Source organism: Kitasatospora sp. NPDC038210, assembly GCF_055600605.1.
In genome coordinates this window covers 254,135-278,860 of sequence record NZ_JBVJYK010000002.1, presented here as the reverse complement: position 1 = coordinate 278,860, position 24,726 = coordinate 254,135, and the positions used below count along the sequence as shown (strand labels likewise).

Genomic DNA, 24,726 nt, shown 5'->3' with positions numbered 1-24,726 from the left:
GACGTACGGTGGAACCGGAGGCCGTGTCATGCACGTCACCGGAACCCACTTCACGCACTTCGCCGACCGCACCGACGCCGGCCGGCGGCTGGCCGCACGCCTCGGTCACGTGGGCGGCCCCGGGACCGTCGTCGTGGCGCTGCCGAGGGGCGGGGTGCCGGTCGCCGCCGTGGTCGCCCGGGCGCTCGACGCGCCGCTGGACATCTGCGTGATCCGCAAGCTCGGCGTGCCCTACCAACCCGAGCTCGGCATGGGGGCGATCGGCGAGGACGGCGTGCGGGTGCTGAACGAACAGGTCATCCGGCTCGCCTCGGTCACCGACGGTCAACTGGCCGAGGTGGAGCGGCGCGAGCGCGCCGAGCTGGAGCGCCGGGCCCGCCGCTACCGGGGCGACCGCCCGAGCGCGGACGTCCGCGGACGCACGGTGGTCGTGGTGGACGACGGCATCGCCACCGGGTCCACCGCCCGGGCGGCCTGCCGGATCGTCCGGGCACGGGGCGCGGCCCGGGTGGTGCTCGCCGTACCAGTGGCGCCCCGGGACTGGACGGACCGCCTGGAGGAGGTGGCCGACGAGCTGGTCTGCGTCGACACCCCGTCCCCGTTCTTCGCGATCGGCGAGTTCTACGCCGACTTCTCGCAGACCGAGGACACGGAGGTGCTACGGCTGCTCTCCGAGGCCCGGGAGCGGGAACGGGAGCGGGAGCGGGAACGGGAGCGGGAACGGGAGCGGGAGTCGGACCCGGGGAGCGCTGCTGCGGCCTCCGCCGGGGTCGACCGCGAGCTGGTCCTGCCCGCCGCCGGGGTCCGGCTCGCAGGCCGGCTGACCGTACCGCCGGACGCGCGTGGCGTCGTGGTCTTCGCGCACGGCAGCGGCAGCGGGCGGCGCAGCCCGCGCAACCGGTACGTCGCCGCCTACCTGAACCGTGCCGGGCTGGCCACGCTGCTGTTCGACCTGCTCACCGAGGCCGAGGAAGCGGACCGCCGCAACGTCTTCGACGTGGGACTGCTGGGCTCCCGCCTGACCGCCGTCGCCCGGCAGCTGAACCCCCGGAGCGACGCCCCGCCCGAGTCCGCCACCGTGCCCGAGACCCGCGGCCTGCCGCTCGGCCTGTTCGGCGCCAGCACCGGGGCCGCCGCCGCGCTGCACACCGCCGCCGAGCTGGGCCCGGCCGTGCGCGCCGTGGTCTCCCGGGGCGGTCGCCCGGACCTCGCCGGGGCCGAGGTCCTGGGCCGGGTGAGCGCCCCGACGCTGCTCGTCGTCGGCTCCCTGGACACCACCGTGCTCGACCTCAACCGGCGGGCCGGGAGTCGGCTGCGCTGCGAGAGTGAACTGTCGGTGGTGCCGCACGCGACCCACCTCTTCGAGGAGCCCGGGACCCTCGACCAGGTCGCTGAGCTGGCCCGGAACTGGTTCCTGCGCCACCTCCCCGAGCGCGGTTCCGGGGCCGGGAACCCGTGAACGACCCCTCGACGGTGATTGCGCAGACTTCGTGTATCCCCGGGAAGCAGCAGCACATTTTGCGCAGTGCGAGGCGGGAAATCCTGACCAGCTTGTACACATTGAGCAGTGAAAAACCGACCTGTTGCCCAACCACCCCGACAGGAGCAAGCTCTCCGCAACCACACCGCCCACCCGTACGCGGTGCGGCCGCGATCCAGCGGAAGCCTCGAAGACGAGGCCCGAAGTGGAGGAACGAGCGATGACCACGCAGTCCCACGCCCTTGAGTTGACCCCCGAGGAGCGCGAGGCCGGTCTTGACGCCGACCAGCTGCGCCGCCTCGTCGGCCTCGTCGAGCACGACCCGGCCACCGACCCGTTCCCGGTGACGGCCCAGGACGCGGTCGTCTTCGTGGTCGGCAACGCCACCCAGACGGCCCAGTTCTACCAGGTCGTGTTCGGCATGGAGCTGGTCGCCTACTCCGGCCCGGAGACCGGCCGCCGGGACCGCAAGGCGTACGTGCTCCGCTCCGGCTCCTGCCGCTTCGTGATCAAGGGCGGCGTCCAGCCGGACAGCCCGCTGCTGGACCACCACCGCCGCCACGGCGACGGCGTCGTCGACCTCGCTCTGGAGGTCCCGGACGTCGACAAGTGCATCGAGCACGCCCGCGCGACCGGCGCCACCGTCCTGGAGGAGCCGAACGACGTCTCGGACGAGAACGGCACCGTGCGCCGCGCGGCCATCGCCACCTACGGCGAGACCCGCCACACCCTGATCGACCGCTCCCGCTACCACGGCCCGTACCTGCCGGGCTACGTCGTCGCGCAGAGCAAGGTCAAGCACCCGGAGGGCTCGCCGAAGCGCCTCTTCCAGGCCCTCGACCACGCCGTCGGCAACGTCGAGCTGGGCCGCATGGACGAGTGGGTGTCGTTCTACAACCGCGTCATGGGCTTCGTGAACATGGCCGAGTTCGTCGGCGACGACATCGCCACCGAGTACTCCGCGCTGATGTCCAAGGTCGTCGCCAGCGGCAACCACCGGGTGAAGTTCCCGCTCAACGAGCCGGCCATCGCCAAGAAGAAGTCCCAGATCGACGAGTACCTGGAGTTCTACACCGGCCCCGGCTGCCAGCACATGGCGCTCGCCACCAACGACATCCTCACCACGGTGGACGTGCTGCGCTCGCGCGGCGTCGAGTTCCTCGACACCCCGGACGCCTACTACGACGACCCGGAGCTGCGCGAGCGGATCGGCAAGGTGCGCGTGCCGATCGAGGAGCTGAAGAAGCGCGGCATCCTGGTCGACCGCGACGAGGACGGCTACCTGCTGCAGATCTTCACCAAGCCGATCGGCGACCGCCCGACCGTCTTCTACGAGTTCATCGAGCGGCACGGTTCGCTGGGCTTCGGCAAGGGCAACTTCAAGGCGCTCTTCGAGTCGATCGAGCGCGAGCAGGAGCGACGCGGCAACCTGTGAGCGTCGGAGAGCTCTGACGGACGGTCGAGGAGGACCACGGAGATGGCGTACTACCGGCAGCTGGGCAGCATCCCGCCCAAGCGGCACACCCAGCACCGCACCCCCGAAGGCGGGCTGTACTACGAGGAGTTGATGGGCGAAGAGGGGTTCTCCTCGGACTCCTCGCTGCTCTACCACCGGGGCATCCCCTCGGCCGTGGTCAACGCGGTGCCCTGGGAGCTGCCGGACCAGTCCACGGTGCCCAACCACCCGCTGCTCCCCCGTCACCTCAAGCTGCACGAGCTGTTCGCGGGCCAGGAGTGGAAGTCCGCGGACGTCGTCGGCAGCCGTCGGCTGGTCCTCGGCAACGGCGACGTGCGGATCTCGTACGTCGCCGCCGGGGCCCCCAGCGAGCTGTACCGCAACGGGCTCGGCGACGAGTGCGTGTACGTGGAGTCCGGCGCGGGCACGGTCGAGACGGTGTTCGGCTCGATCGAGGTCGGCCAGGGCGACTACGTGATCATCCCGCGCGCCACCACCCACCGCTGGGTGCCGACCGGCGACGAGCCGCTGCGCGCGTACTGCATCGAGGCGAACAGCCACATCACCCCGGTGAAGCGGTACCTGTCCAAGTACGGGCAGCTGCTGGAGCACGCGCCGTACTGCGAGCGGGACTTCCGCGGGCCGGTCGGCCCGCTGGTCGTGGATGCGCCCGGGGACGTCGACGTGCTGGTCAAGCACCGCGGCCCGAACGGCATCGCGGGCACCCGCTACACCGTTCCGCACCACCCCTTCGACGTGGTCGGCTGGGACGGCTGCCTCTACCCGTACGCCTTCAACATCAGCGACTTCGAACCGATCACCGGCCGGATCCACCAGCCGCCGCCGGCCCACCAGGTGTTCGAGGGCAACAACTTCGTGATCTGCAACTTCGTCCCGCGCAAGGTGGACTACCACCCGCTGTCGATCCCGGTGCCCTACTACCACGCCAACGTGGACAGCGATGAGGTCATGTTCTACTGCGGCGGCGACTACGCGGCGCGCAAGGGCTCGGGCATCGCCCAGGGCTCCATCTCGCTGCACCCCGGCGGGCACACCCACGGGCCGCAGCCGGGCGCGTACGAGCGCAGCATCGGCGCGGAGTTCTTCGACGAGCTCGCCGTCATGGTGGACACCTTCCGCCCGCTGGAGCTCGGCGAGGGCGGGCGGGCCAGCGAGGACGCGAACTACGCCTGGACCTGGGCCGGTCGGGGGCCCGGACGATGAGCGGACTGCCGTCGGGGGGTGTCATCCCCGAGCTGTTCCACGGACTCTTCGACGACGCGGCGGTGTTCCCACCGGGGAACCTGCCGATCGCCGAGGCCGTGCCCGCACACCGCCTCCACCGCGCGGCCTGGTACGCCGAGGCCGTCGGCCCGCTCCTGTGCGGGGCGGGCCGACTGGGCGAGTTGGCCGCGGCGGTGGCTGCCGCGGGCGGGCCGGCGGGCGCGGGCGGCGACTCGCGGCTCAGGGTCGGGCTGGTGCTGCCGGGGGGCAGCGCCGAGCTCGCCCAGGCGCTCGCCGCCGCCGCGCCGTTCGACCTGGCCGGTGTCGAACTGGCCACCCGGGACGCCGCCGAGGCGGTCGCCGAGCTGGACCGGCTGCTGCCGCCGGACGTCCCTGCCGCCGTCGAACTGCCGCGCGAACTCCTGCGCGGGGACGACCTGGACGCCGTCCTGGACGTGCTGGTGGACAGCCCGTACCGGGCGAAGTTCCGCACCGGCGGGCTGGTCGCCGAAGCGTTCCCGGACGAGGCGGAGCTGGCCGCCTTCCTCACCGGCTGCGCGCAGCGCGGACTCCCCTACAAGTGCACCGCCGGACTGCACAACGCCGTCCGGCACACCGACCCGGAGACCGGCTTCGAGCACCACGGCTTCCTGAACGTGCTGCTGGCCGCGCAGGAGACCGACCGGGCCGCGGCCGCGGAGGTGCTGGCGGAGCGCGACGGCGAGGCCCTCGCCAAGGCGGTGCGCACACTGACGGATCGTCAGGTTACGGTGATCCGCAACTCGTTCACCGCGTTCGGCACCTGCAGCATCGCCGAGCCCCTGGGCGACCTGGCCTCGCTCGGCCTGCTGTCGTCGCCCACTCCACCGCACCAGGAGGACCGTTGACCACCCCCCGCAGCTGGCTCGCCAGCGCCCAGGACTCGCCGTTCGGCGTGCACAACCTGCCGTACGGCGTCTTCACCGCCGCCGACCAGCCCGGGCGGCGCCGGATCGGCGTGCGCGTCGGGGACTTCGTCCTGGACGCCGGGGCGGCGGCCCGCGCGGCCGGTGCACCCTCCGCACTGCTGGACGCGGACTCGCTCAACCCGCTGATGGCGGCCGGGCGGCCGGTCTGGACCCGGGTGCGGGCGGACCTCACCACGTGGCTCACGGACGAGTCCTTCCGCGAGGCCCTGTCACCGGCACTGCTGCCGGTGGCCGAGGTCGAACTGCACCTGCCGTTCGAGGTCGCCGACTACGTCGACTTCTACGCCTCCGAGCACCACGCCACCAACCTGGGCCGGATCTTCCGCCCGGGCTCGGAGCCGCTCACGCCCAACTGGAAGCACCTGCCGATCGGCTACCACGGGCGGGCGGGCACGGTCGTGGTCTCCGGCACGCCGGTGGTGCGGCCGCACGGGCAGCGCAAGGCGCCCGCCGACCCGGCGCCGAGCTTCGGGCCCTCGCGCCGGCTGGACATCGAGGCCGAGGTCGGCTTCGTCGTCGGCACGCCGTCCGAACTGGGCAAGCCCGTCCCGCTGGCCGACTTCCGCGAGCACGTGTTCGGCGTCTGCCTGCTCAACGACTGGTCGGCGCGCGACATCCAGGCCTGGGAGTACGTGCCGCTCGGCCCGTTCCTCGGCAAGTCCTTCGCCACCTCGATCTCGCCGTGGGTCGTCCCGCTGGACGCCCTGCAGCACGCCCGCGTCACGCCGCCGGAGCGCGACGTCGAGCCGCTCGCGTACCTGGACGACCGGGGCGGCGAGCCGTGGGGCCTGGACCTGGCGATGGAGGTGCGGCTGAACGGGCACCCGGTTTCGCGCCCGCCGTTCGCCGCCATGTACTGGACGGCGCAGCAGCAGCTGACCCACATGACCGTCAACGGCGCCTCGCTGCGCACCGGGGACCTGTTCGCCTCAGGTACGGTCAGCGGGCCCGAGCCGGAGACCCGGGGTGCGCTGATCGAGCTGACCTGGAACGGCGAGGAGCCGCTGAAGCTCCCGGACGGCACGACCCGGACGTTCCTGGAGGACGGCGACGAGGTCGCCATCACCGCCACCGCACCCGGGCCGGACGGGGCCGTGGTCGGCTTCGGCGAGGTGACCGGGCGGGTGCAGGGGTAGCGACGGCTGCCGCACCCGGCACGTGACGGACGACGAGTGACAGCCGGCAGGCGACGGATGACAGCTGACAGATTTCATCGTCTGTCAGCTGTCATCCGTCTGCGGCCCGTCGTCTGTCGCCTGCCGTCATCCGCTGTGCCGCACCGCGCCGGCGGCCGCGGGCGGGAACGATCTCCGGCCAGGTGATCACAACGGCCCGCCCTCCCCGGTACGGTGGGCGGCGGAAGTCCATCACCGAGGGGACGGGAGCGGGCCCGATGAGCGCAGAGGTGGCAGAGGTCCAGGCATTCCTGGAGGGCGGGGTCGGGCGGATCGTGCTGAACCGTCCGCGGGCGCTCAACTCGCTGACCCACGGCATGATCGGTGCCCTGCGCGCGACGCTGGACGACTGGGCCGCCGACGACCGGGTGCGCGCCGTGGTGCTGACCGGCGCGGGCGAACGCGGCCTCTGCGCGGGCGCCGACATCCGCGCCATGCACGACGACGCCAAGGCGGGCGGAGCCGGCACCCGGGCGTTCTTCCGCGACGAGTACCGGCTGAACGCGCTGATCGCCCGGTACCCGAAGCCGTACGTCGCCGTGATGGACGGCATCACGATGGGCGGTGGCGTCGGCCTGTCCGCCCACGGCGCGATCCGGATCGTCACCGAGCGCTCCACCGTCGCGATGCCCGAGACCCGGATCGGGCTCGTCCCGGACGTCGGCGGCAGCCGCCTGCTCGCCCACGCGCCGGGCGAGTTGGGCACCCACCTCGGGCTCACCTCGGCCTCGGTGGGCCCCGGAGACGCGCTGCTGTGCGGGTTCGCGGACCACTACGTGCCGTCGGCCCGGATCCCGGAACTGCTCGACGCCCTCGCCCGCAGCACCTCCGCGAACGCCACGGCCGACGGCACCACGGCCGGTGACACCACCGCCGATGCCGCCGCCACCGCCGCCGTCAGGGCGGTCGTCACCGCGCACACCGAGCCCGCACCGCCCGCCGCCCTGACCGGGCAACGCGCCTGGATCGACGCCTGCTACGCGGCCGACACCGTCGAGGAGGTCGTCGAACGCCTGCTGAACTCCGGTGTCGCGGAGGCGAAGGAGGCCGCCGGGCTGGTGCTGGCGAACTCCCCCACGGCGGTCAAGGCCACCCTGGCCGCGCTGCGCCGGACCCGTACGCTCCCCTCCCTGGAGGCCGTGCTCGACCAGGAGTACCGCGTCTCCTGCGCCGCGCTGGACGGCCACGACCTGGTCGAGGGCATCCGTGCCCAGGTCGTCGACAAGGACCGCAACCCGCGCTGGGAGCCCGCCACGCTCGCCGGGGTGACGGACGCGGCCGTCGCCCGCTTCCTCGCCCCGCGCGACGGCGACGAGCTGGGCCTGGCCTGACCCCTCCGGGCCGTCTCCCGGCCCCCGTGACCGGCGTCTCGCATGTCAAGACTGGCGCGGAACAGGGCACGTCGTAGATCGTTGGGTGGTCAGGGAGCGCCCGCGCGGCGCCGAGCAGCAGACATGGGAGTCGACGGCGATGACCGAGACCTACGAGACGATCCTGGTCGAGCGCAAGGGCCGGGTGGGGCTGATCACGCTCAACCGGCCCAAGGCGCTCAACGCGCTGAACACCCAGCTGATGAACGAGGTGGTCGCGGCCGCCACCGCCTTCGACCGGGACCCGGAGATCGGCTGTCTGGTGATCACCGGCTCGGAGAAGGCCTTCGCGGCCGGCGCCGACATCAAGGAGATGCAGGGCAACCGGTTCCCGGACGTCTACCTGGACGACTGGCTGGGCCCGTGGGACCGGCTCGGTGCGCTGCGCAAGCCGGTCGTCGCGGCGGTGGCCGGGTTCGCGCTGGGCGGCGGCTGCGAGCTGGCGATGCTGTGCGACATCCTGCTGGCCGCGGACACCGCGAAGTTCGGGCAGCCGGAGATCAAGCTCGGTGTGATCCCGGGCATCGGCGGCTCGCAGCGGCTCACCCGGGCGGTCGGCAAGGCCAAGGCGATGGAGCTGTGCCTGACCGGCCGGATGATGGGCGCCGAGGAGGCCGAGCGGGCCGGCCTGGTCTCCCGGATCGTCCCCGCCGACCAGCTGCTGGCCGAGGCCCTGGCCACCGCCGAGACCGTCGCGGCGATGTCCGCTCCGGCTGCGGTCATGATGAAGGAGAGCGTCAACCGGGCGTTCGAGACCACCCTCGCCGAGGGCGTCCGCTTCGAGCGCCGGCTCTTCCACGCGGCCTTCGCCACGGCGGACCAGAAGGAGGGCATGGCGGCCTTCGCCGAGAAGCGCCCGCCGTCCTTCACCAACCGCTGACCGACGGCGGACCGCTGACCAGCGGCGGACGAACGACGGACGACGGACGACGGACGACGGACGACAGCTGACAGATTTCAGATGATGAAATCTGTCAGCTGAAGTCTGTCGACCGTCACCCGTCTCCCATCACCCAGCACACCCGCCACCGCCCCTCCCACCCGTCACCACCCGTTCCGCGCAGTCATTCCTCCAGCGCCGCCGTGTTCAGCCGGGCGAGCCCGCTGCGGGTGGCGGCGACCACGATGCGGTCGCCGGGCGCGAGCTGCCGGGTGCGGTCGGGGAGGCCCCACTGCAACTGCGCGCCGCGGGCGAAGCGGACGGCGATCACCCGGACGCCGCCCGGGTCCTCCAGATCGTGCCGGTTCAGGCCGATCAGCCCGCTGCCGTCCTCCACCGTCAGCTCGGCGATCAGCAGCGCGTGCCGGAACACCGAGAGCGTCCCGCGCACCTCGCGCCCCATCAGCGCCGCGGCGAAGGCCGGCGCGGCCAGGTAGGAGACCGACCGCGAGGCCGCGTTGTCCAGGGTCTTGTAGAAGTGCCCGGCGAAGTCGTCGTCGAACAGCCGCACCACCACCCGGACTTCGGGATTGCCGTGCCGCGCCTCCAACGCCGCTTCCAGGTTGGTGGCGTCGTCGCCGCTGACCGCCACCAGCACCCGGCTGTGCTTCAGTCGGGCCCGGCGCAGCTGTTCCTCGAACGGGCCGTCGCCCATCACCACCGGGATCCCGAGCGCCCGGACGGCGGCGACCCCACGCGCCTGCGGGTCCCGTTCCATGCAGACCACCGGCACGCCCAGGTCGTGCAGCTGGGTCGCGACCCGGGTGCCGACGTTGCCCAGCCCGACGACGATCACGTGGTCCCGGGTGCCCGCCCCGGGGTTGCGCGGCTGGCCGCGCCGTCCGGAGCCGAGCACCTCGACCGCGATGGCGGTGGCGACCGGTGCGAAGGTGATCCCGCAGATGGTGATCACCACCTGCGCGACCCGCTGCCAGAACCCTCCGGTGCCCGTCCCGGCGGCGATGTCGGCGAGCTGGTCGGGCTGGGCCGCACCGGCCAGGTCGAGCAGCGAGACGTAGACGGTCCATCCGAAGTCCCGGTTGAGGTACCAGAGCACGCCGAAGGACATCAGCACGGCGGCCAGGGCGGTGAGCAGCACAAGCCGCATCCGGGCGCTGGTGAAGAAGCGCATGGTGTCGAGCAGCCGCCAGCGCAACCGCCGCCGCCAGTCGATCGGCTCCCGGGGCTCGATCGGCAGCACCTGCAGCGCGGCGGTGCCGCCGGGTTCCTCCTCCGGTCCGGGGGCGGACTCGGGCACCGGTTCGTGCCGTACGCCGCCGGGGCGGATCGGTCCGTCGTCGCCGAACTCACTCGCGAGCCGGACGAATTCGGCCGAGTCGCCCTGCTGCGCGGGCAGCAGCCTGATCCTGCTGAGGTCCTGCCGGTCGATCTGGTCGGCGACCACGCAGATCCGGTCGGAGGTGATGGCGTCGTCGAAGGCGATGTGCAGGTAACGTCCTTCGATCTCGACCGAGTTGGGCCGCCCGAGCGCGGCGGCGGCGAACGCCGGGGCGGCGGTGGCCGATCCGGAGAGCGCGGCGCCGTTCCTGAGCAGCCGTTCGATGTTCTCGCCGAGCCGCTGGTTGAACATCCGGAACACGATGCGGATGTCCGGGTTGTGGTTCTGGGCGCTGAGCGCGGCGTGGATGTTCTCCTGGTCGCCGCCCTCGACCAGGGCGAGTCCGCGGGCGGTGCCGATGGACACCGCACGCAGGGCCTCGTCGGTGATGCTGGCGAACTCCACGACCGCGGCGACGCCGTCGAGTTGCTCGATCCGCGGCGCGTGGTCGCGGGTCCGGTCGACGACCAGGACGACGACCGGGACCTCGTAGTGCTCGACGAGCTCCAGGACCAGTCGGTGTGCCAGCGCGTTGCCCCCGCAGACGATGTAGTGCTGGCTGATCGGCTCGACCGGAGGGGTCCCCCACCCTTCAGAAGTCATACCGCCGGATGATATCGACGGCAAGTGTCCGGAGGATGTCATTCCGGTGGCCGCGACGGATCCCCCGAACGGCCGTATCCGACACCCCTGAACGGCCGAATCCGGCGCGCGGCGGGGCGCCGGCGCGCAGAGGCTGGGGCTCGTCCTCTACCGCCGCCCGAGGAGTTACACCACCGTGGTCTCTCCGATCATCACCCCCGACGGTTCCCCGGTCCAGGGCCCGCTCGGCATGCTCGCCAAGGCCGCTTGGCAGGTCCTGCTCGTCGCCGGGCTCGTCTCGCTCGCCCTCGGGATCGTGGTCTTCGCCTGGCCCGAGGAGACCCTGAGGGTGGTGGGCGTGCTGTTCGGCCTCTACCTGCTGGTCATCGGCATCGTGCAGTTGGTCGCCGCGTTCGGCACCCACGCCGCCACCGCGCTGCGGGTGCTGGCCTTCATCAGCGGCGCGATCTGCGTGATGCTGGGCCTGCTCTGCTTCCGCAGCGCGGCGGAGTCGCTGCTGCTGCTCGCGCTCTGGATCGGGATCGGCTGGCTCTTCCGCGGCATCACACAGTTGGCCGCCGCGATCTCCGACCCGCAGATGCCGGCCCGCGGCTGGCAGGCCTTCGCGGGCGTGGCCAACACGCTGGCCGGCGTCCTGCTGATGGTCTGGCCGGTCGGGTCGATCAAGGCGCTGACCGTCCTGGCCGGATGCTGGCTGCTGATCCTGGGCCTCATCGAGATCGTGACGGCGATCCAGATGCGCGGCCGCGCCAAGCACATCCCGTCCGGGGTCTGAGCCCACGGACCTCCGATCGGCGGATCGCAGGGGCCGCCGCTTCCGGCCGGGGCCGCCCCCGGGCGCCGTTACGGGCGCGGGGCGTAACCGAGCCGGAAGGTGGCGGCCTCCAGGCGTTCCGGATCGAGCCGGACGTCGGTCAGCCGCTCGGCCAGGGCGAACGCGGCCTCGGTGTGCAGCTCGTACCGCTCACCGCCGAGGTCGAAGCCGCAGGCCGTCAGCAGTTCGGGGATGCCGGAGGCAGCGGCGTCCGAGCCGTGCCGCTGGTCGGCGAAGAGCGGTTCGAAGTGGAGGCGGCAGCTGCCGTGCTCCCACCAGTGGAAGCTGTCCGCGGCGTTGACGTTGCGGTAGTGCGAGACCAGCCGGGTGTCGTCGGAGAGCCCGGGGACGAGGTCGTGGAGGCTGCCGAGGTACCCGTAGGGCTCGACCGCGAGGGCCCAGCCGTCCAGCTCGGTGACGGCGACGAACAGCCGGTCGTCGCCGTCACCGAGCAGGGCCGCGGCGTCCTCGTCCTCGCCGTCATCGAACGTCTCCCAGGCCTCGATCACCGCGTCCAGGCCGGAGACCTCGCGACCGGGCAGGGCGTCGAAGCGGCGCAGCAGTTCGTCGGCGGGGATCCCCTGGACGTGGGTGAGGCAGTGGGCCTCGCCCAGGACGGGGTAGCGCTGCTCGAACCAGGTGTAGTCGGTGGCGTGTGCGGCGGTCATGCCCCGATGATGCCGGACCTCACCGACACCACCGGGGCCGGGCCCTCGGTCCCGGGTTCGTCCCGCCCCCGCCCGCCGTCCCCCGGGCCGTCTCCGGGCCGTCTCCGGGCTGTCCCGGGCTGTCCCGGGCTCGCCGGGGCCGCCCCCGGCTCAGAGCCAGACCGGAGCGTCCGTCCCCCAACGCCCGGGCGGGCGCGACCAGTCGGCGGGAGCGCCCTCGTAGCCGATCGGCGGCAGGGCGTGGCGAAGCCTCCCGTACGCGGAGTCGGTCTCGGCGAGCCACCCCGACGGGTCGTACGACTCGGACGGGACCTCGCCCGGGACCTCCGACGGGGCCTCCCGTTCGATGCCGTGCAGCAGCCAGGAGGCCGTGCCGGCGAGGGAGAGGCGCAGGTGTCGGCCGCCGGGGCGGCCGGTGTGCCGGTCGGAGACGGCGCGCAGTACGGCGGCGGCGATGAGGTAGCCGGTGCCGTGGTCGAGTGCCTGGGCGGGCAGGACGCCGGGGCGGCCGTCGTCGGCGGCCTCGTGGGCGGCGATGCCGACACCGGCCTGGACCAGGCTGTCGAAGCCGCGCCGCCCGGCCCACGGGCCGGTCCAGCCCCAGGCGCAGAGCTGGACGACGATCAGGTCGGGGCGCCGGGCGAACAGTGCGTCGGGGGCCAGGCCGTGGGCGTCGAGGGCGCCGGGGCGGTAGGCGCTGACCACGACGTCCGCGGTGGCGAGCAAGTCCTCGAAGACGGCCCGATCGGCGGGCTCGGCGAGGTCGAGGCGGGCGGAGCGCTTGCCGAAGCCGGTGTCCGCGTGCGCGTCCTCGGCCTCGGGCAGCCGGGGCGAGTCGATCCGCAGGACGTCGGCGCCGAGCAGGGCGAGGGTGCGGGTGGCGACCGGTCCGGCGATCACCCGGGTGAGATCGAGGACCCGGAGCCCGGCGGCGGGCCGGTCCACCGGGGCCGCGCCGTGCGGACGGGCGGAGGCGGAGGCGGCGCCGGCAGTGCCGGTGGTGCCGACGCTGCCGGTGGTGCCGACGGCGACGCCCGCGACGGCGCCGGGGGCAACGACTTCCCGGTGCTCCACCAGGGGGTGCACGGTCTCGCTCACCGGCGCGACCGCGACCGCCAGCGCCCCCGCCGCGTACGCACGCTCCTGGACCTGCTCGGCCGGCAGACCGGCGAGCACCTCCGCCAGTCGATCGGGCCCGGCGTCCGCGGCGAGGCCGAGGGCCGACAGCAGCCGGGTGCGGTGGTGCGGGTAGTTGGCGTGGGTCCGGACCCAGCCGTCGGCGGTGCGCCAGAAGCCGGAGTGCGGAGCGAAGCTGACGGGCGTCCGGCCGTCGACCGTCAGGTGCCGCTCGCTGACGAAGGCGGTGGCCACCGCGCCCTGGTCCACCCGGACGGCCGGAACCGGACCACCGCTGCGCAGGGCGGCCAGCTCGGCGGCGGCGAGCGAGCAGACGGCCACGGTGGCCCGGGCGAGGCGCCGCACCGGCAGCCGGGAGGGCAGGACGCCGTCCGGGCCGTGGAAGCTCACCCGTGACAGCAGGTCGGCCGGGCCGCCGAGGGCCGCCCAGGCGTCGGCGGTGGGGCGGTCGGCGGGCCCACCGCCGCCCGGTCCGGTGGGTCCGACGGTTCCTGCGGGCAGCGGATGATCAGTCATGTCGGCATTGTGCTCCCCTTCTTGGTCGCTCGCCGTGACGCCAGTCACCAGCGCCGGTGGCCGCTCCGGAACCTCGGCGACCGGCGCGCGGCGCGCAGCACTGCCGGATCCGGCGCCCGGGCACCGGGAGCGCGGACCCGGCCCGCCGGTCGGCGGGTGGCGGGTGGCGGGCGGGTGAGCGGCGGGTAGGGTGCGAACGCGGGCCGACGGGAGGCCGACGGTAAGCCGACCGGGGGACGAACGGGAGCCGCCCGTCCGGGGCCGCCGGTACCCGGGCAGAGCGACGCACCGCGACATGGGGGAATGACGTGCACGTGATCCGGCGCCTCGACCTGGGGTACTTCGTCCGGCCGGCCTCCGAGGTGGGCGGCCCGGAGCCGCGGGTGGAGCCGGTGCTGGCGTACCTCGTCCGGCACCCGGAGGGGCTGCTGCTGTTCGACACCGGGATCGGCGGCTGCGACCCGGAGACCGAGGCGCACTACCGCCCGGTCCGCCGCCCGCTGCCGGAGGCCCTCGCCACGGCCGGGGTCTCCGTCGCCGACATCGACCTGGTGGTCAACTGCCACCTGCACTTCGACCACTGCGGCGGGAACCCGCTGCTGGCCGGCACGACCGTCCTGGTCCAGGCGAGCGAGCTGGCCACCGCCCGGCGCGGCGGCTACACCATCGACGCACTGGTCGACTTCCCCGGCGCCGACTACCGGGAGCTCGACGGCGAGGCGGAGATCTGGCCCGGCGTCCGGGTGCTGCCCACCCCCGGCCACACCGCGGGTCACCAGTCCCTGCTGGTCGAACGCCCGGGCGGCGGACCGGTCCTGCTCGCCGGGCAGGCGTACGACTTCGCCTCCGAGTACGGGCAGGCACTGCTCGCCCGGCGGGCGGCGCGCGAGGGCGTGGCGGCACCGCTGCCCGGCTACCGGGCCTGGCTCGACCGGGTGGCCGAGCACCGTCCGCGCCGGGTGCTGTTCGCGCACGACCACGCGGTGTGGGAGCCGGGCGGGTAACGGTGCCCGGCGCCGGGGTGTCGGGGTGCCGCGTGCCGGGGCGCGTGGGCGCCGCAGCCCCGAGGAGCGCCGGGGACGTTCAGCAGGTGAAGCGCAGCGAGCGGACCCGGTGGTCGAAGCTGGACGGGACGAGCTCCGGCTCGCCGACCGAACGCGTGTCGGGCAGACGGGTGAACAGCTCCCGGAACAGCGCCGTCATCTCCTGCCGGGCCAGGTGCGCGCCGAGGCAGTAGTGCGGGCCTCCGCCGCCGTAGCCGAGGTGGGGGTTGGGCGTGCGGGTGATGTCGAAGGCGTCCGGATCGGGGAAGACCGCCTCGTCGCGGTTGGCCGACCCGTAGAACAGCGCGACCTTCTCCCCCGCGCGCAGCAGCGTGCCACCCGGGCCGCCGAGCTCGTGGTCGACGGCGACGGTCCGGTGGAACTGGATGATCGGCGTGGCGTGACGGACCATCTCGTCCACCGCTCCGCCGAGCCGCCCGTCGAGGTCGGACAGCAGCAGGGCGCGCTGCTCGGGGTGGACGGTCAGGAGGTGCAGACCGTGGGCGAGCGCGTTGCGGGTGGTCTCGACCCCGGCGACCAGCAGCAGGGTGAAGAAGGCGCCGAGCTCGCGGCCGGTGAGCCGACGGCCGTCCACGTCGGCGGTGACCAGCGCGGAGATCAGGTCCTCGGCCGGCCGGCGGCGCCGCTCCCGACCGATCCCGGCGACGATGGCCTGCATCCGGGCGAGCGCCCGCAGCCCGCGCCCGGGCGCCCGCAGCCGGTGGCGCAGCGTGCGGGCCACCCCGATGTCCGCCGAGGTGCGGTTGACCAGGTCGAGGATGGCGCGGCGCGGCTGCTCGGGGATGCCCATCATGGTGCAGATCACCTGGAACGGGAGTTCGGCGGCGACCGCGGACACGAAGTCCTCCGGCCGGTCCCGCTCGACCCGGTCGACCAGGGCGACGCTGATCCGCTGCACGTCGTCCTCGACCCGGCCGAGCAGCCGCGGGGTGAACGCCCGCGAGACGATCCGGCGCAACTGGGCGTGGCGCGGGTCGTCCAGATTGACCATCGAGTCGCCGAACAGCAGCCGGACCCAGCGGGCGGGGGCGGGGGTGGTCACGCCGGGGCCGCTGAGGAAGACGGCCGGGGTTCGGCTGGCCTCGACCACGTCGGCGTGGCGGACCAGGGCGTGGAAGCCCTTGCCGGTGGCGCGGTCGCCGAAGAACCGCGGGCCCGGGAGGCGGCGCAGCTCGGCGAAGGCGGCGGCGCGGGCGGGGGCGGGCAGCCGCCAGAAGCCGGGGTCGGCGAGGTCGGGGATCCCGGGCGCTCCGGCGGTCCTGGGGGTGTCGGCAGGACCGGCGGGCGCCGCCTGTTCGGCCTGTGCAGCCGGCGCTTCGGGGCGGCCGGCCGGCTCGGCACGGTCGGCGGTGGGCTCGGCGGCCTGCGTCGGGGTCTCCACGGCCGGACCTCCCTGCTTCTGGACGGCATCGCTCCGACACGCCCGCACGGAACGCACCGGATCGTGACATCTAGTGAGCATGCGGTGACCACTTGTCAAACCGTGCGGATGGTCGTACGAGCGGTTGTTCGGGCCGGTGCAGTGAGCGGGACGGCAGCCGGGCAAGCCTCCGCACGGGCCGCCGGGCCGGTCACCGGGCGAGCGGCCGGGCATGGTCTCACGGGGCGGAATCGGCCATGACCGGAGGGTGCGGTGCGCACCGGGCGGGGTGGGTGCGACGATGAGTGCCATCGTGATGACCGACCGGATCCGCCTGCTGCGCGCCGTGGTCTTCGCCGCGCTGTGCGTGGCAATGGCCGCCACCGCGCACGTCGCCATGGCCGGGTCCGGTGTCTCGCCGACCGTGCTGGCCGGTGCGTTCGGGGCGGTCCTGGGCTTGACCTGGCTGCTCGCCGGGAAGCGCCGCGGGCTCGCTGTGATCAGCGTCTGGATGGTCGCCGCGCAGATCGCGCTGCACCAGCTGTTCGAACAGGCCGGGGCCCTCGGCCGAGGGAGCGGCGGCGGCCTCGGCCGGCTCGCCACCACGGACTGGGCCGCCCTGCTGCTCTGCAACCCGGACCGGGTGCCCGACGGGCTGTCACCGGTAGAGCTGGCGCGGATGGCGGGCATCGACCCGGACGTCCCGCCGTCCACCGGCGGACTGCGCCCGACGGCCGGGGTACCCGGGATGCACGGGATGCACGGGATGCAGCACGGGGCTGCGGCCGCAGGAGCCGCCGCCGACGGGACGGGCGTGGACCTGAGCCTGCCCGGGACGACGGGGATGCCCGGCACGTCCCACCCGATGTCCGGCGGGATGCCCGACGCCACGACGGGCGGCCTGCCCCCCGGCGCCTCCCACGGGATGGCGCACGGAATGTCCCACGCCATGTCGCCGGGGATGGCCGTCGCGCACGTGCTGGCCGCCCTGGCCTGTGCACTGCTGCTCTGGCGCGGTGACGCTGCGCTGGTCCGGCTCTTCGAGCTGCTCGGTTCGCTCGGCGCCGTCGTCGCGGGAGCCTTGCTGCTTCCCCTGCTGGCGCTCTTCGCCCGGCCGTTCGGCTACCGCGCCCCGGCACCGCCCCGGCCCGTCCCGGACACGGCCCGGCCGCCCCGGTCGGTGCTGCTCACGCATGCCGTGGTCCGGCGCGGGCCGCCGGCGTTCGCCCTCGCCTGCTGACGCGCCCGCCGCTGCATCCCCGGCCTCCCCCGGTTTCATCCGGCCACCGGGGCCCCGCGACGGGCAGGTCGCCCCGCCGTACGGCCGCGCCTCCCGCCGCCGTGACGCCGGGGTTCGGGCCCGCGCCGCCCGCCGCCGCTCCCCCGGTTTCCCCGGGAGGTGTGGTGAGCCGCGCGCACGGCCCATGGACGCCGACGGTGCCGCCCCGAGCGGTGCCGTTCCCAGCCTTCCCTCGGGACCCTTCCATGTCTGACCACGACGACGCGCCGGCTGCGGCCGGCGCCACCGTCCTACCGCTCCGCGGCCTGCGGGCCCTCCGGAGCGCGGCCGTCCGCCCCCTCGGCCGGACCGGCACCCTTCGGCCCGAAGCCCTCCGGCCCCGCCGGCAGGCGGACGTACCACTCCGGCGACGGCCCGACGACGGCGGCCGCCCGGACGTGGCCGCCCAGCCGCTCCGCCCGCTCCAGCCACTCCCGGCAACCGGTGCAGCGCGCGACGTGCTTGTCCAGCCGGGCCTCCGGGAGGCCGCTCGGTTCGCCGTCGAGGCGGGCGGACAGAGCGGTACGGAACTGCGCGCATCTCATGTGACCATCGTCCCGCACGGCCACCGCGGCGGGACCGGCCGGCCCGGAGGCCGCCGTGGATGACGAGCAGCTCACCGCACTCGCACTGACCGCCCGCTCCGGCCGGGCGGCGGACGTCGAGGCCTTCGTCCGCGCGACCCAGCGCGACGTCTGGCGCTTCGTCGCCCACCTGACCGACGTGCAGTCCGCCGACGACCTCGCACAGGAGACCTTCCTGCGCGCGCTGCGCGGCCTGCCCGCGTTCGCGGGGCGCTCCTCGGCCCGCACCTGGCTGCTGTCGATCGCCCGGCGCACGGTGATCGACCGGTACCGGATGGCCGCCGCCCGCCCTCGCTGTGCGGCGCTGCCGGACTGGCAGGAGGCGGCGGAGCGACAGGGCGGCGGCCCGGCGGCCGGGTTCGAGGACGGCATCGCGCTCGGCGACCTGCTCGACCGGGTGCCCGCCCAGCGGCGGGAGGCCTTCGTCCTGACGCAGGTGGTCGGGCTGAGCTACGCCGAGGCGGCCGAAGTCGCCGGGTGCCCGGTCGGCACCGTCCGCTCCCGGGTCGCCCGGGCGCGGGAGGAATTGGTGGCGCGACTGCGGGCGGCCGAGGCCGGGGAGCTCGCGGCCGCCTGCTGAGCGGTGCCGGCAAGCGGGCGGCAGGCGGACGGCAGCCGGCGACCGATGACACGCGGCGGATGACGGGGAACAACTGACAACTGACAGATGACAGCTGACAGATTTCAACATCTGTCAGCTGTCACCTGTCATCCGTCACCCGCCGCCCGGACCCCGCCATCCGAACCTCACCGCCCGAACCCCGCCGAAAAAAAATTCCCCCAAGTGTTCGGAACCGGAGCCGCCGCGCCCCCGACTGCTGTACCGGACCCCGCCGCCGAGGCGGTGTCCGGCACGGCAACCCGGGAACGGAGGGACTCCATGGCAGCACAACAACCGACGTCTGCCGTCGAGCTGACGAGCAGTCAGCCCGAGTCGGTCGACCGCTGGAGCCTGGTCGTGGCCGCGGGCCTGCTCTCCTTCGTCGCGATGCTCGACATGAACGTGGTCAACCTCGCGCTCACCGACATCTCGTCCGGCCTGCACGTCTCGCCCGGCCTCGCCCAGTGGGCCGTCCTCGGCTACCAACTCCCGCTCGTGGCCCTCCTCCTGCCCGCCGGTCGGTGGCTGGACCAGGTCGGCACCCGGTCCGCGCTGCTGCTCGCGGTCGGCTGCTTCGCCGCCTGCAGCGTGCTGGCGGCCGCCGCCCCCTGGGCCGGATGGCTGATCGCGGCCCGTATGCTGCAGGGCGCCTTCGGGGCCGTGCTCTTCGTCCTGATGCCGGTGCTCGCCGCGACGTCCGTCCGGCCCGGGCTGCGCGGGCGGGCGATGAGCGTGCCGGCCACCCTCGGCCCGCTGGGCGCCGTGACCGGCCCGGTCATCGGCGGACTGCTGCTGGACCACCTCGGCTGGCGGGCGGTCTTCCTGGTCAAGCTGCCGGTCTGCCTGGCCGCCGTCCTGCTCGTGCTCCGCCACGCCCCGCGGCGCGGCGGACTGCGCCCACCCGACCGGGCTTCGCTCGGCGACGCCGCCCTGATAGGCGGCGCCGTGGCAGCCGTCCTGCTCGGGCTCACCCTGGCCCCGGAGGCGCCGCAGTGGCTGCTGCTGACGCTGCCCGCCGCGCCGCTGGTCCTGCTGTGGCTGCGCCGCCCCGGCGGCCGTCCGGTGGCCGAGGTGCTGCGGACCGCCGGGACCGCCGGGGTCAACGCCTCGGTGCTGTCGCTCGCCGCGGGCTTCGCGGCCTGCCACTACCTGCTCGCCCAGCACCTGCGCGGCCCCCGGGGCGAGAGCGCCACCACCACGGCGCTGACCATGCTGGCGTTCCCGCTCGGCATGGTGCTGGCCGGACGGGTCGGTGGACGGCTGGCCGACCGCTGGGGCGCCCGGCCGACGGCGCTCACCGGCGCCGCCGTCACCACCCTGGGCCTCGCCCTGCTCATCCCGTCGGACACCGGCTGGTCCACCCTGGACATCGCCGCCCGGCTCGCCCTCGCCGGGGCCGGGATGGGCCTCAACGGCGGTCCCACCCAGGCCCTGGTGATGGCCGCCTCCCCGCCCGGGAAGCTCGCCACCGCGGGTTCCGCCGTCCAACTCGCCCGCAGTCTCGGCTTCGCCCTCGGCCCGGCCCTCGCCACCGCCGCCGCCTCGACGGCCGGCGGCGGGGCCGCGAGCGGCACCACCACCGGGACCGGCACGGGAACCAGCGCCGGGATCGCCCTGGCCGCCCTGGTCGCGGCGACCGCCGTCGCCCTGCTCGCCCTGCACCGCCGCCCCAGGCCCTGACCGTCCGCACCCCACCGAAGGACCACCCCGGATGACCGACACGATCCCCTCCCCGGCCGCGACCGACGACCCGACGGCGAACCCCGCCCCGGCCGCGACCGACGACGCCCCGCGCTGCCCGTACGGCCACGACCGCCTCCCCTCCCCCGTCCCGCTGTACGGCCCGGCGTACAAGAGCGACCCGTACCCGCTGTACCGGCAGATGCGCGAGGCGGGGCCGGTGCACCGGGTGGAGTTCCCCAGCGGCATCCACGCCTGGCTGGTCACCGGCTACCGGGCCGCCCACGCAACCCTCAACGACCCTCGCCTGGGCAAGAACCACGCGCTGGGCAACGAAGGTTGGCGCCGACTCGCGTCGATCATGCCCGAGCCGCAGCACTCGCAGCTCCAGGTCCACCTGCTCCACCAGGACCCGCCCAAGCACACCGCGATGCGCCGGCTCGTCCTGGACGCCTTCGCCCCGCGCCGGGTGGAGACCCTGCTCCCCCGCCTGCAGGAGCTGGCCGACGCGCTGGTGGACGAGCTGCCCGAGACCGGCGGCGCCGACCTGGTGGCCGGCTTCGCCGCCCACTACCCCTTCCGGGTGCTCGCCGAAGTCATCGGCCTCCCGGTCGACTTGGTGGGCCGCTTCGACCGCGACTGGGGCAAGGTCGTCCAGCCCGTCGGCCCGCAGGACCCCGGCCGGCCGGCGTACGAGGCGCGGCTGCGCGGCCTGCAGGCCTACATCGCCGACGTCGTCGCCCGCAAGCGCGCCGACCGCCGGGAGCCCGGATGGACGGACACCGAGGACCTGCTCGGCCGGCTCGTCGCCGCCCACGACGCGGACGAGTTGAGCCGCGAGGAGCTCGACTCCATGGTGTTCCAGCTGCTGGTCGCCGGACAGGAACCGGTGACCAACCAGATCACCACCATGCTGATCGCCCTGCTGCGCCACCCCGAGCAGCTCGCCTGCCTGCGCGACGGCCTCGACGAGCCCGGCCGGCTCGCCCGGGCGGTGGAGGAACTGCTGCGCCACGACGCCGCGTTCGAGCTCACCACCTGGCGCTTCTTCGCCGAGGACAGCGACCTGTTCGGCACCACCGTGCCGGCCGGCGACTCCGTGATCGTCTCGCTCTGCGCCGCCAACCGCGACGACACGCAGTTCACCGGGGCCGACCGCCTCGACCTCGACCGCTCCCCCAATCCGCACCTCGCCTTCGGCCACGGCGTCCACTACTGCCCCGGCGCCGCCCTGGCCCGGGCCGAACTCCGGATCGCCATCGGCACCCTGCTCACCCGGCTGCCCGGGCTGCGCCCGGCCGAGGCCTCCGGGGACGGCCTGGCCGACCTCGCCTGGATCCCCGCCGTGCTCGCGCGAGGGGTCAACCGACTGCCCGTCGCCTACGACCGCCGCCGCTGACCCCGGGACACCCGCCGCCGCGAACCGCCCGGCCGCGCCCACCCGAAGCCCGCACCAGACCACCATCCGTGGAGGACCCACCATGCCGCCCGTCGGCACCGCCACCGCTCCCACTCCCGTCACCGACGCCGTGACCGGGCCCGCCACCTCCTCCGGGCCCGAACGCCTGGCCGCCCGCGTCCTCGGACTCCTGCTGCCGCACCGCCGCGCCGCCGACCCGGAGTTCGCCGCCCGCCCGGAGCACTTCCCGCTCCAGCTCGCACAGTTGGCGGACTTCATCGCCGCCGGTGAGCCCATCGTGTTCACCCTGCCCGGCTTCCCCTGCAAGTCGCCGAACCCGGCGAAGGTGCTGGGCCACCTGCCCGACGAGGGCGAACGGCTGTCCCTGACCTTCCTCGACCGGCTCTGCGCCGAGATCGGACGCCTCCACGAGCCCGGCGCCCGGATCCTGATCTGCTCCGACGGGCACATATTCGGCGACCTGATCAACGTCCCGGACGACCACATCGACGCCTACTCGGACGAGTTGACCACGATGATCGCCCGGGAGGGCCTGCGCCACCTCGCCACCTTCGACCTGCGGGCCGTCCTCGGCGACCTCCCGTACGACGAGAAGCGCGCCCGGGTGCACGAGCGCTACGCCCCCACCGTCGAGGAGTTGCGCGAGCAGGTGCTGACCGAGGAGGAGGCCCTGCGGCTCTACCGCGGCATCACCCGTTTCCTCACCGAGGACGCCGTGGGCTTCACCGGCACCCGCTCGGCCCTGCAGCGGGAGTGCCGCCGCCGCGCCTACGCCGTGATCCAGCGCAGCCGCGCCTGGGGCGAGTTGATCGCCGAGCACCACCCGCGGGCCGTACGGCTGTCCATCCACCCGCAGCCGGCCGGGGTCGCCAAGTTCGGCATCCGGCTGCTGGCGGCAGCCGACGCCTGGACCACCCCCTGGCACTCCGCGGTGCTCCACCGACCGGACGGCAGCTGGGAGTTGCTGCGCAGCGAGGAGGCCGCACGGCTCGGCCGCGCGGTCCTGCGCGACGGCCGGCCGAGCCACTACGAGGGCCACGAGCTCGTCCCCGGGAACGGTCGCTCGGGCAGCGCCGGCGGCCACGCGGACAGCCACGCCGGTCGCTGAGCCTCCCCCTCCCCCTCCCCCTCCCCCTCCCCCTCCCCCTCCCCGAGGGCCTGCTACGTCACCGCCACGGAGGCCACCGCACCGGCCGGGGTGCGGTGGTCGAAGGCGATCAGCGGATCGCCGGTGAGCGGGTGATCGATCACCGCCGCCCGGACGCCGAAGACCTCCGCCATCAGCTCGGGGGTCAGCACCTGGCGCGGAGCGCCGGAGGCCACCAGGGCGCCGCGGTGCAGGACGTGCAGCCGGTCGCACACCGAGGCGGCGGCATTCAGGTCGTGCAGGGCGACCAGGGTGGTCCGGCGCTGCTCGCGCAGCAGGGCGAGCAGTTCGACCTGGTGCCGGACGTCCAGGTGATTCGTCGGTTCGTCCAGCACCAGGACGTCCGGCTGCTGCGCGAGCGCGCGGGCCAGCAGCACCCGCTGCCTTTCCCCGCCCGACAGTTGGCCGAACCGGCGGTCGGCGGCGTCCGCCATGCCGACCCGGTCCAGCGCCCCGGCGGTGATCCGGTGGTCCTCGGCGTCGTCGGCGGCGAACGCCCGCTTGTACGGGGTGCGACCCATCGCGACCACCTCGCGGACGCTCAACTCGAAGTCCCCGCCGCGCTCCTGGGGCAGCGCGCCGATGTGCCGGGCGGACTGCGCGGGCCGCAGCTCCGCGAGGTCCCGCCCGGCCAGCAGCACCCGGCCCGCGCTCGGCCGCAGGTGCCGGTAGACGGTGCGCAGCAGGCTGGACTTGCCGCTCCCGTTGGGCCCGACCAGCCCGGCGATCTCCCCCTCCTCGGCGACCAGGTGGACCCCGGCCACCACCGTCCGCCCGGCCAGGGTCACGCTCAGGTCCTCGACGGCGATCCTCACGTGCGCTCCAGTCGTCGGTCCAGCAGGTAGAGCAGGGTGGGGGCGCCGAGGACGGCGGTGACCACACCGATCGGCAGTTCCTGGCCGTCCAGGGCGGTGCGGGCGACGGTGTCGACGACGACCAGCAGCAGCGCCCCGGTGAGTGCGGACAGCGGCAGCAGACGCCGGTGGTCGCCGCCCAGGAGCAGCCGGCACACGTGCGGCACCATCAGGCCGACGAAACCGATCGCGCCGGAGACGGCGACCAGCACACCGGTCAGCACGCTGGTGACGACGAACACCTCGCGGCGCAGCCGGGCGACGTCCACGCCGAGCCCGGCGGCCGTCTCGTCGCCCATCAGCATCGCGTTGAGCCCCCGGGCGCGGGCCTGCAGCAGGGCCAGGCCGAGAACCACAGCGACGGTGGGGACGGCGAGTTGGGCCCAGACGGCGCCGCCGAGACTGCCCATGAGCCAGAACAGCACGCCCCGGGTCTGCTGCTCGTCGCGGGTCTGCAGGACGAGGTAGCTGGTGATCCCACCGAGGAACTGGGCGATGCCGATGCCCGCGAGGACCAGGCGCAGCGGGGAGAAGCCGCCGCCCCGCCGGGCCGTCAGCCAGACCAGCGAGAACGCGGCGAGCGCGCCGGCGAACGCCGCCAGCGAGACGGTGAGACCGAGCGCGCTGCCGAAGGAGAGCTGGAGCCCGAAGGTGGTGCCGAGGACGATGGCGGCGACCGCCCCGAGGGAGGCCCCGGAGGAGATGCCGAGCAGGTACGGGTCGGCGAGCGGGTTGCGGACCAGGGCCTGGACGGCGGTGCCGACCAGGCCGAGTCCCGCACCCACCACAGCCGCCAACAGGGCTCTCGGCACGCGTAGTTGCCAGACGATGAGGTCGCGGGTGCCCGGTTCGGCGGCCCGACCGGTGAGTCGGCGGGCGACCACCGACCAGACCTCGCCGGGCGGGATGTCCACCGCGCCGAGCGAGACGGCTGCGGTCAGCGCGAGCACCAGCGCGACGGCGAGGACGGCGGCCGTCGGCCCGGCCCGCAGTGTGCGGGCCGGACGGCGGGTTACGGCGGCCTCCGTGTGAGCGGCCGGAGTCACG

The 24,726-nt window shown here is 74.3% G+C and carries 21 protein-coding genes; 14 read left to right on the top strand and 7 right to left on the bottom strand.

Features of this window, described 5'->3' with window-relative positions; genetic code table 11:
- The first annotated feature begins 28 nt into the window (after positions 1 to 28).
- From ACZ7KX_RS04725 to ACZ7KX_RS04695, 7 genes are all read left to right on the top strand, one after another.
- Positions 29 to 1,459 (top strand): phosphoribosyltransferase family protein, encoded by a 1,431-nt coding sequence (locus ACZ7KX_RS04725; RefSeq protein ID WP_470325295.1) that lies wholly within the window; start codon positions 29 to 31, stop codon positions 1,457 to 1,459.
- A 241-nt stretch (positions 1,460 to 1,700) separates the two neighbouring features.
- Positions 1,701 to 2,915 (top strand): 4-hydroxyphenylpyruvate dioxygenase, encoded by a 1,215-nt coding sequence (hppD, locus tag ACZ7KX_RS04720; protein WP_470325294.1) that lies wholly within the window; start codon positions 1,701 to 1,703, stop codon positions 2,913 to 2,915.
- Between the two features lie 42 nt (positions 2,916 to 2,957).
- Positions 2,958 to 4,160, top strand: a complete 1,203-nt coding sequence (locus ACZ7KX_RS04715) for a homogentisate 1,2-dioxygenase (protein WP_350519063.1) — start codon at positions 2,958 to 2,960, stop codon at positions 4,158 to 4,160.
- Positions 4,157 to 5,047 carry a hypothetical protein gene (locus tag ACZ7KX_RS04710; protein ID WP_470325293.1) on the top strand — a complete coding sequence of 297 codons (891 nt, stop codon included), beginning with the start codon at positions 4,157 to 4,159 and terminating at the stop codon, positions 5,045 to 5,047. The genes ACZ7KX_RS04715 and ACZ7KX_RS04710 overlap by 4 nt, the downstream gene beginning before the upstream one ends.
- Positions 5,044 to 6,264 (top strand): fumarylacetoacetase, encoded by a 1,221-nt coding sequence (gene fahA, locus ACZ7KX_RS04705; protein ID WP_470325292.1) that lies wholly within the window; start codon positions 5,044 to 5,046, stop codon positions 6,262 to 6,264. Before ACZ7KX_RS04710 ends, fahA begins: the two co-directional genes overlap by 4 nt.
- A 257-nt stretch (positions 6,265 to 6,521) precedes the next feature.
- Complete coding sequence (locus ACZ7KX_RS04700; protein WP_470325291.1) at positions 6,522 to 7,634, top strand: enoyl-CoA hydratase/isomerase family protein; 1,113 nt, start codon at positions 6,522 to 6,524, stop codon at positions 7,632 to 7,634.
- Positions 7,635 to 7,773: 139 nt separating this feature from the next.
- On the top strand, positions 7,774 to 8,553 hold the full coding sequence (locus ACZ7KX_RS04695; protein WP_470325290.1) for an enoyl-CoA hydratase: 780 nt from the start codon (positions 7,774 to 7,776) through the stop codon (positions 8,551 to 8,553).
- 184 nt (positions 8,554 to 8,737) lie between these two features.
- Here ACZ7KX_RS04695 and ACZ7KX_RS04690 read toward each other — a convergent pair whose 3' ends face one another.
- Positions 8,738 to 10,555 carry an NAD-binding protein gene (locus ACZ7KX_RS04690; protein ID WP_470325289.1) on the bottom strand — a complete coding sequence of 606 codons (1,818 nt, stop codon included), beginning with the start codon at positions 10,553 to 10,555 and terminating at the stop codon, positions 8,738 to 8,740.
- Positions 10,556 to 10,730: 175 nt separating this feature from the next.
- On the opposite strand from ACZ7KX_RS04690, the gene ACZ7KX_RS04685 reads away from it, so the two are divergent.
- Positions 10,731 to 11,330 carry an HdeD family acid-resistance protein gene (locus ACZ7KX_RS04685; protein ID WP_396547492.1) on the top strand — a complete coding sequence of 200 codons (600 nt, stop codon included), beginning with the start codon at positions 10,731 to 10,733 and terminating at the stop codon, positions 11,328 to 11,330.
- A 68-nt stretch (positions 11,331 to 11,398) separates the two neighbouring features.
- Here ACZ7KX_RS04685 and ACZ7KX_RS04680 read toward each other — a convergent pair whose 3' ends face one another.
- Together ACZ7KX_RS04680 and ACZ7KX_RS04675 are read right to left on the bottom strand one after the other, a co-directional pair.
- Positions 11,399 to 12,037: a DUF6461 domain-containing protein gene (locus ACZ7KX_RS04680; RefSeq protein WP_470325288.1), complete on the bottom strand. Its 639-nt coding sequence runs from the start codon at positions 12,035 to 12,037 to the stop codon at positions 11,399 to 11,401.
- Positions 12,038 to 12,187: 150 nt separating this feature from the next.
- The gene (locus tag ACZ7KX_RS04675; RefSeq protein ID WP_470325287.1) at positions 12,188 to 13,690 is read right to left on the bottom strand and encodes a CoA transferase; all 1,503 of its coding nucleotides are present in this window, start codon (positions 13,688 to 13,690) and stop codon (positions 12,188 to 12,190) included.
- Positions 13,691 to 14,007: 317 nt separating this feature from the next.
- On the opposite strand from ACZ7KX_RS04675, the gene ACZ7KX_RS04670 reads away from it, so the two are divergent.
- Positions 14,008 to 14,694: an N-acyl homoserine lactonase family protein gene (locus tag ACZ7KX_RS04670; protein WP_396547527.1), complete on the top strand. Its 687-nt coding sequence runs from the start codon at positions 14,008 to 14,010 to the stop codon at positions 14,692 to 14,694.
- Between the two features lie 79 nt (positions 14,695 to 14,773).
- Here the strand turns inward: ACZ7KX_RS04670 and ACZ7KX_RS04665 are convergent, their stop codons facing one another.
- Positions 14,774 to 15,994, bottom strand: a complete 1,221-nt coding sequence (locus ACZ7KX_RS04665) for a cytochrome P450 (RefSeq protein ID WP_470325557.1) — start codon at positions 15,992 to 15,994, stop codon at positions 14,774 to 14,776.
- 421 nt (positions 15,995 to 16,415) lie between these two features.
- Here ACZ7KX_RS04665 and ACZ7KX_RS04660 point away from each other — a divergent pair, with 421 nt between their 5' ends.
- On the top strand, positions 16,416 to 17,354 hold the full coding sequence (locus tag ACZ7KX_RS04660; protein ID WP_470325286.1) for a hypothetical protein: 939 nt from the start codon (positions 16,416 to 16,418) through the stop codon (positions 17,352 to 17,354).
- A 290-nt stretch (positions 17,355 to 17,644) separates the two neighbouring features.
- Here the strand turns inward: ACZ7KX_RS04660 and ACZ7KX_RS04655 are convergent, their stop codons facing one another.
- Positions 17,645 to 17,938 carry a zf-HC2 domain-containing protein gene (locus ACZ7KX_RS04655; RefSeq protein WP_470325285.1) on the bottom strand — a complete coding sequence of 98 codons (294 nt, stop codon included), beginning with the start codon at positions 17,936 to 17,938 and terminating at the stop codon, positions 17,645 to 17,647.
- Positions 17,939 to 17,993: 55 nt separating this feature from the next.
- Between ACZ7KX_RS04655 and ACZ7KX_RS04650 the strand changes: the two genes are divergently transcribed.
- The 4 genes from ACZ7KX_RS04650 to ACZ7KX_RS04635 all read left to right on the top strand — a co-directional run bounded on the left by ACZ7KX_RS04650 (position 17,994) and on the right by ACZ7KX_RS04635 (position 22,786).
- The gene (locus tag ACZ7KX_RS04650; RefSeq protein WP_350519074.1) at positions 17,994 to 18,557 is read left to right on the top strand and encodes a sigma-70 family RNA polymerase sigma factor; all 564 of its coding nucleotides are present in this window, start codon (positions 17,994 to 17,996) and stop codon (positions 18,555 to 18,557) included.
- A 300-nt stretch (positions 18,558 to 18,857) separates the two neighbouring features.
- The gene (locus ACZ7KX_RS04645; RefSeq protein ID WP_470325284.1) at positions 18,858 to 20,258 is read left to right on the top strand and encodes an MFS transporter; all 1,401 of its coding nucleotides are present in this window, start codon (positions 18,858 to 18,860) and stop codon (positions 20,256 to 20,258) included.
- Positions 20,259 to 20,289: 31 nt separating this feature from the next.
- Entirely contained in the window at positions 20,290 to 21,657 is a 1,368-nt protein-coding gene (locus ACZ7KX_RS04640; protein ID WP_470325283.1) for a cytochrome P450 family protein, read from the top strand.
- A gap of 82 nt (positions 21,658 to 21,739) precedes the next feature.
- Positions 21,740 to 22,786 carry an L-tyrosine/L-tryptophan isonitrile synthase family protein gene (locus ACZ7KX_RS04635; RefSeq protein WP_470325282.1) on the top strand — a complete coding sequence of 349 codons (1,047 nt, stop codon included), beginning with the start codon at positions 21,740 to 21,742 and terminating at the stop codon, positions 22,784 to 22,786.
- A 53-nt stretch (positions 22,787 to 22,839) separates the two neighbouring features.
- Here the strand turns inward: ACZ7KX_RS04635 and ACZ7KX_RS04630 are convergent, their stop codons facing one another.
- Positions 22,840 to 23,640 (bottom strand): ABC transporter ATP-binding protein, encoded by an 801-nt coding sequence (locus tag ACZ7KX_RS04630; RefSeq protein WP_470325281.1) that lies wholly within the window; start codon positions 23,638 to 23,640, stop codon positions 22,840 to 22,842.
- The gene (locus tag ACZ7KX_RS04625; RefSeq protein ID WP_470325280.1) at positions 23,637 to 24,725 is read right to left on the bottom strand and encodes a FecCD family ABC transporter permease; all 1,089 of its coding nucleotides are present in this window, start codon (positions 24,723 to 24,725) and stop codon (positions 23,637 to 23,639) included. The genes ACZ7KX_RS04630 and ACZ7KX_RS04625 overlap by 4 nt, the downstream gene beginning before the upstream one ends.
- Position 24,726: the final 1 nt, after the last annotated feature.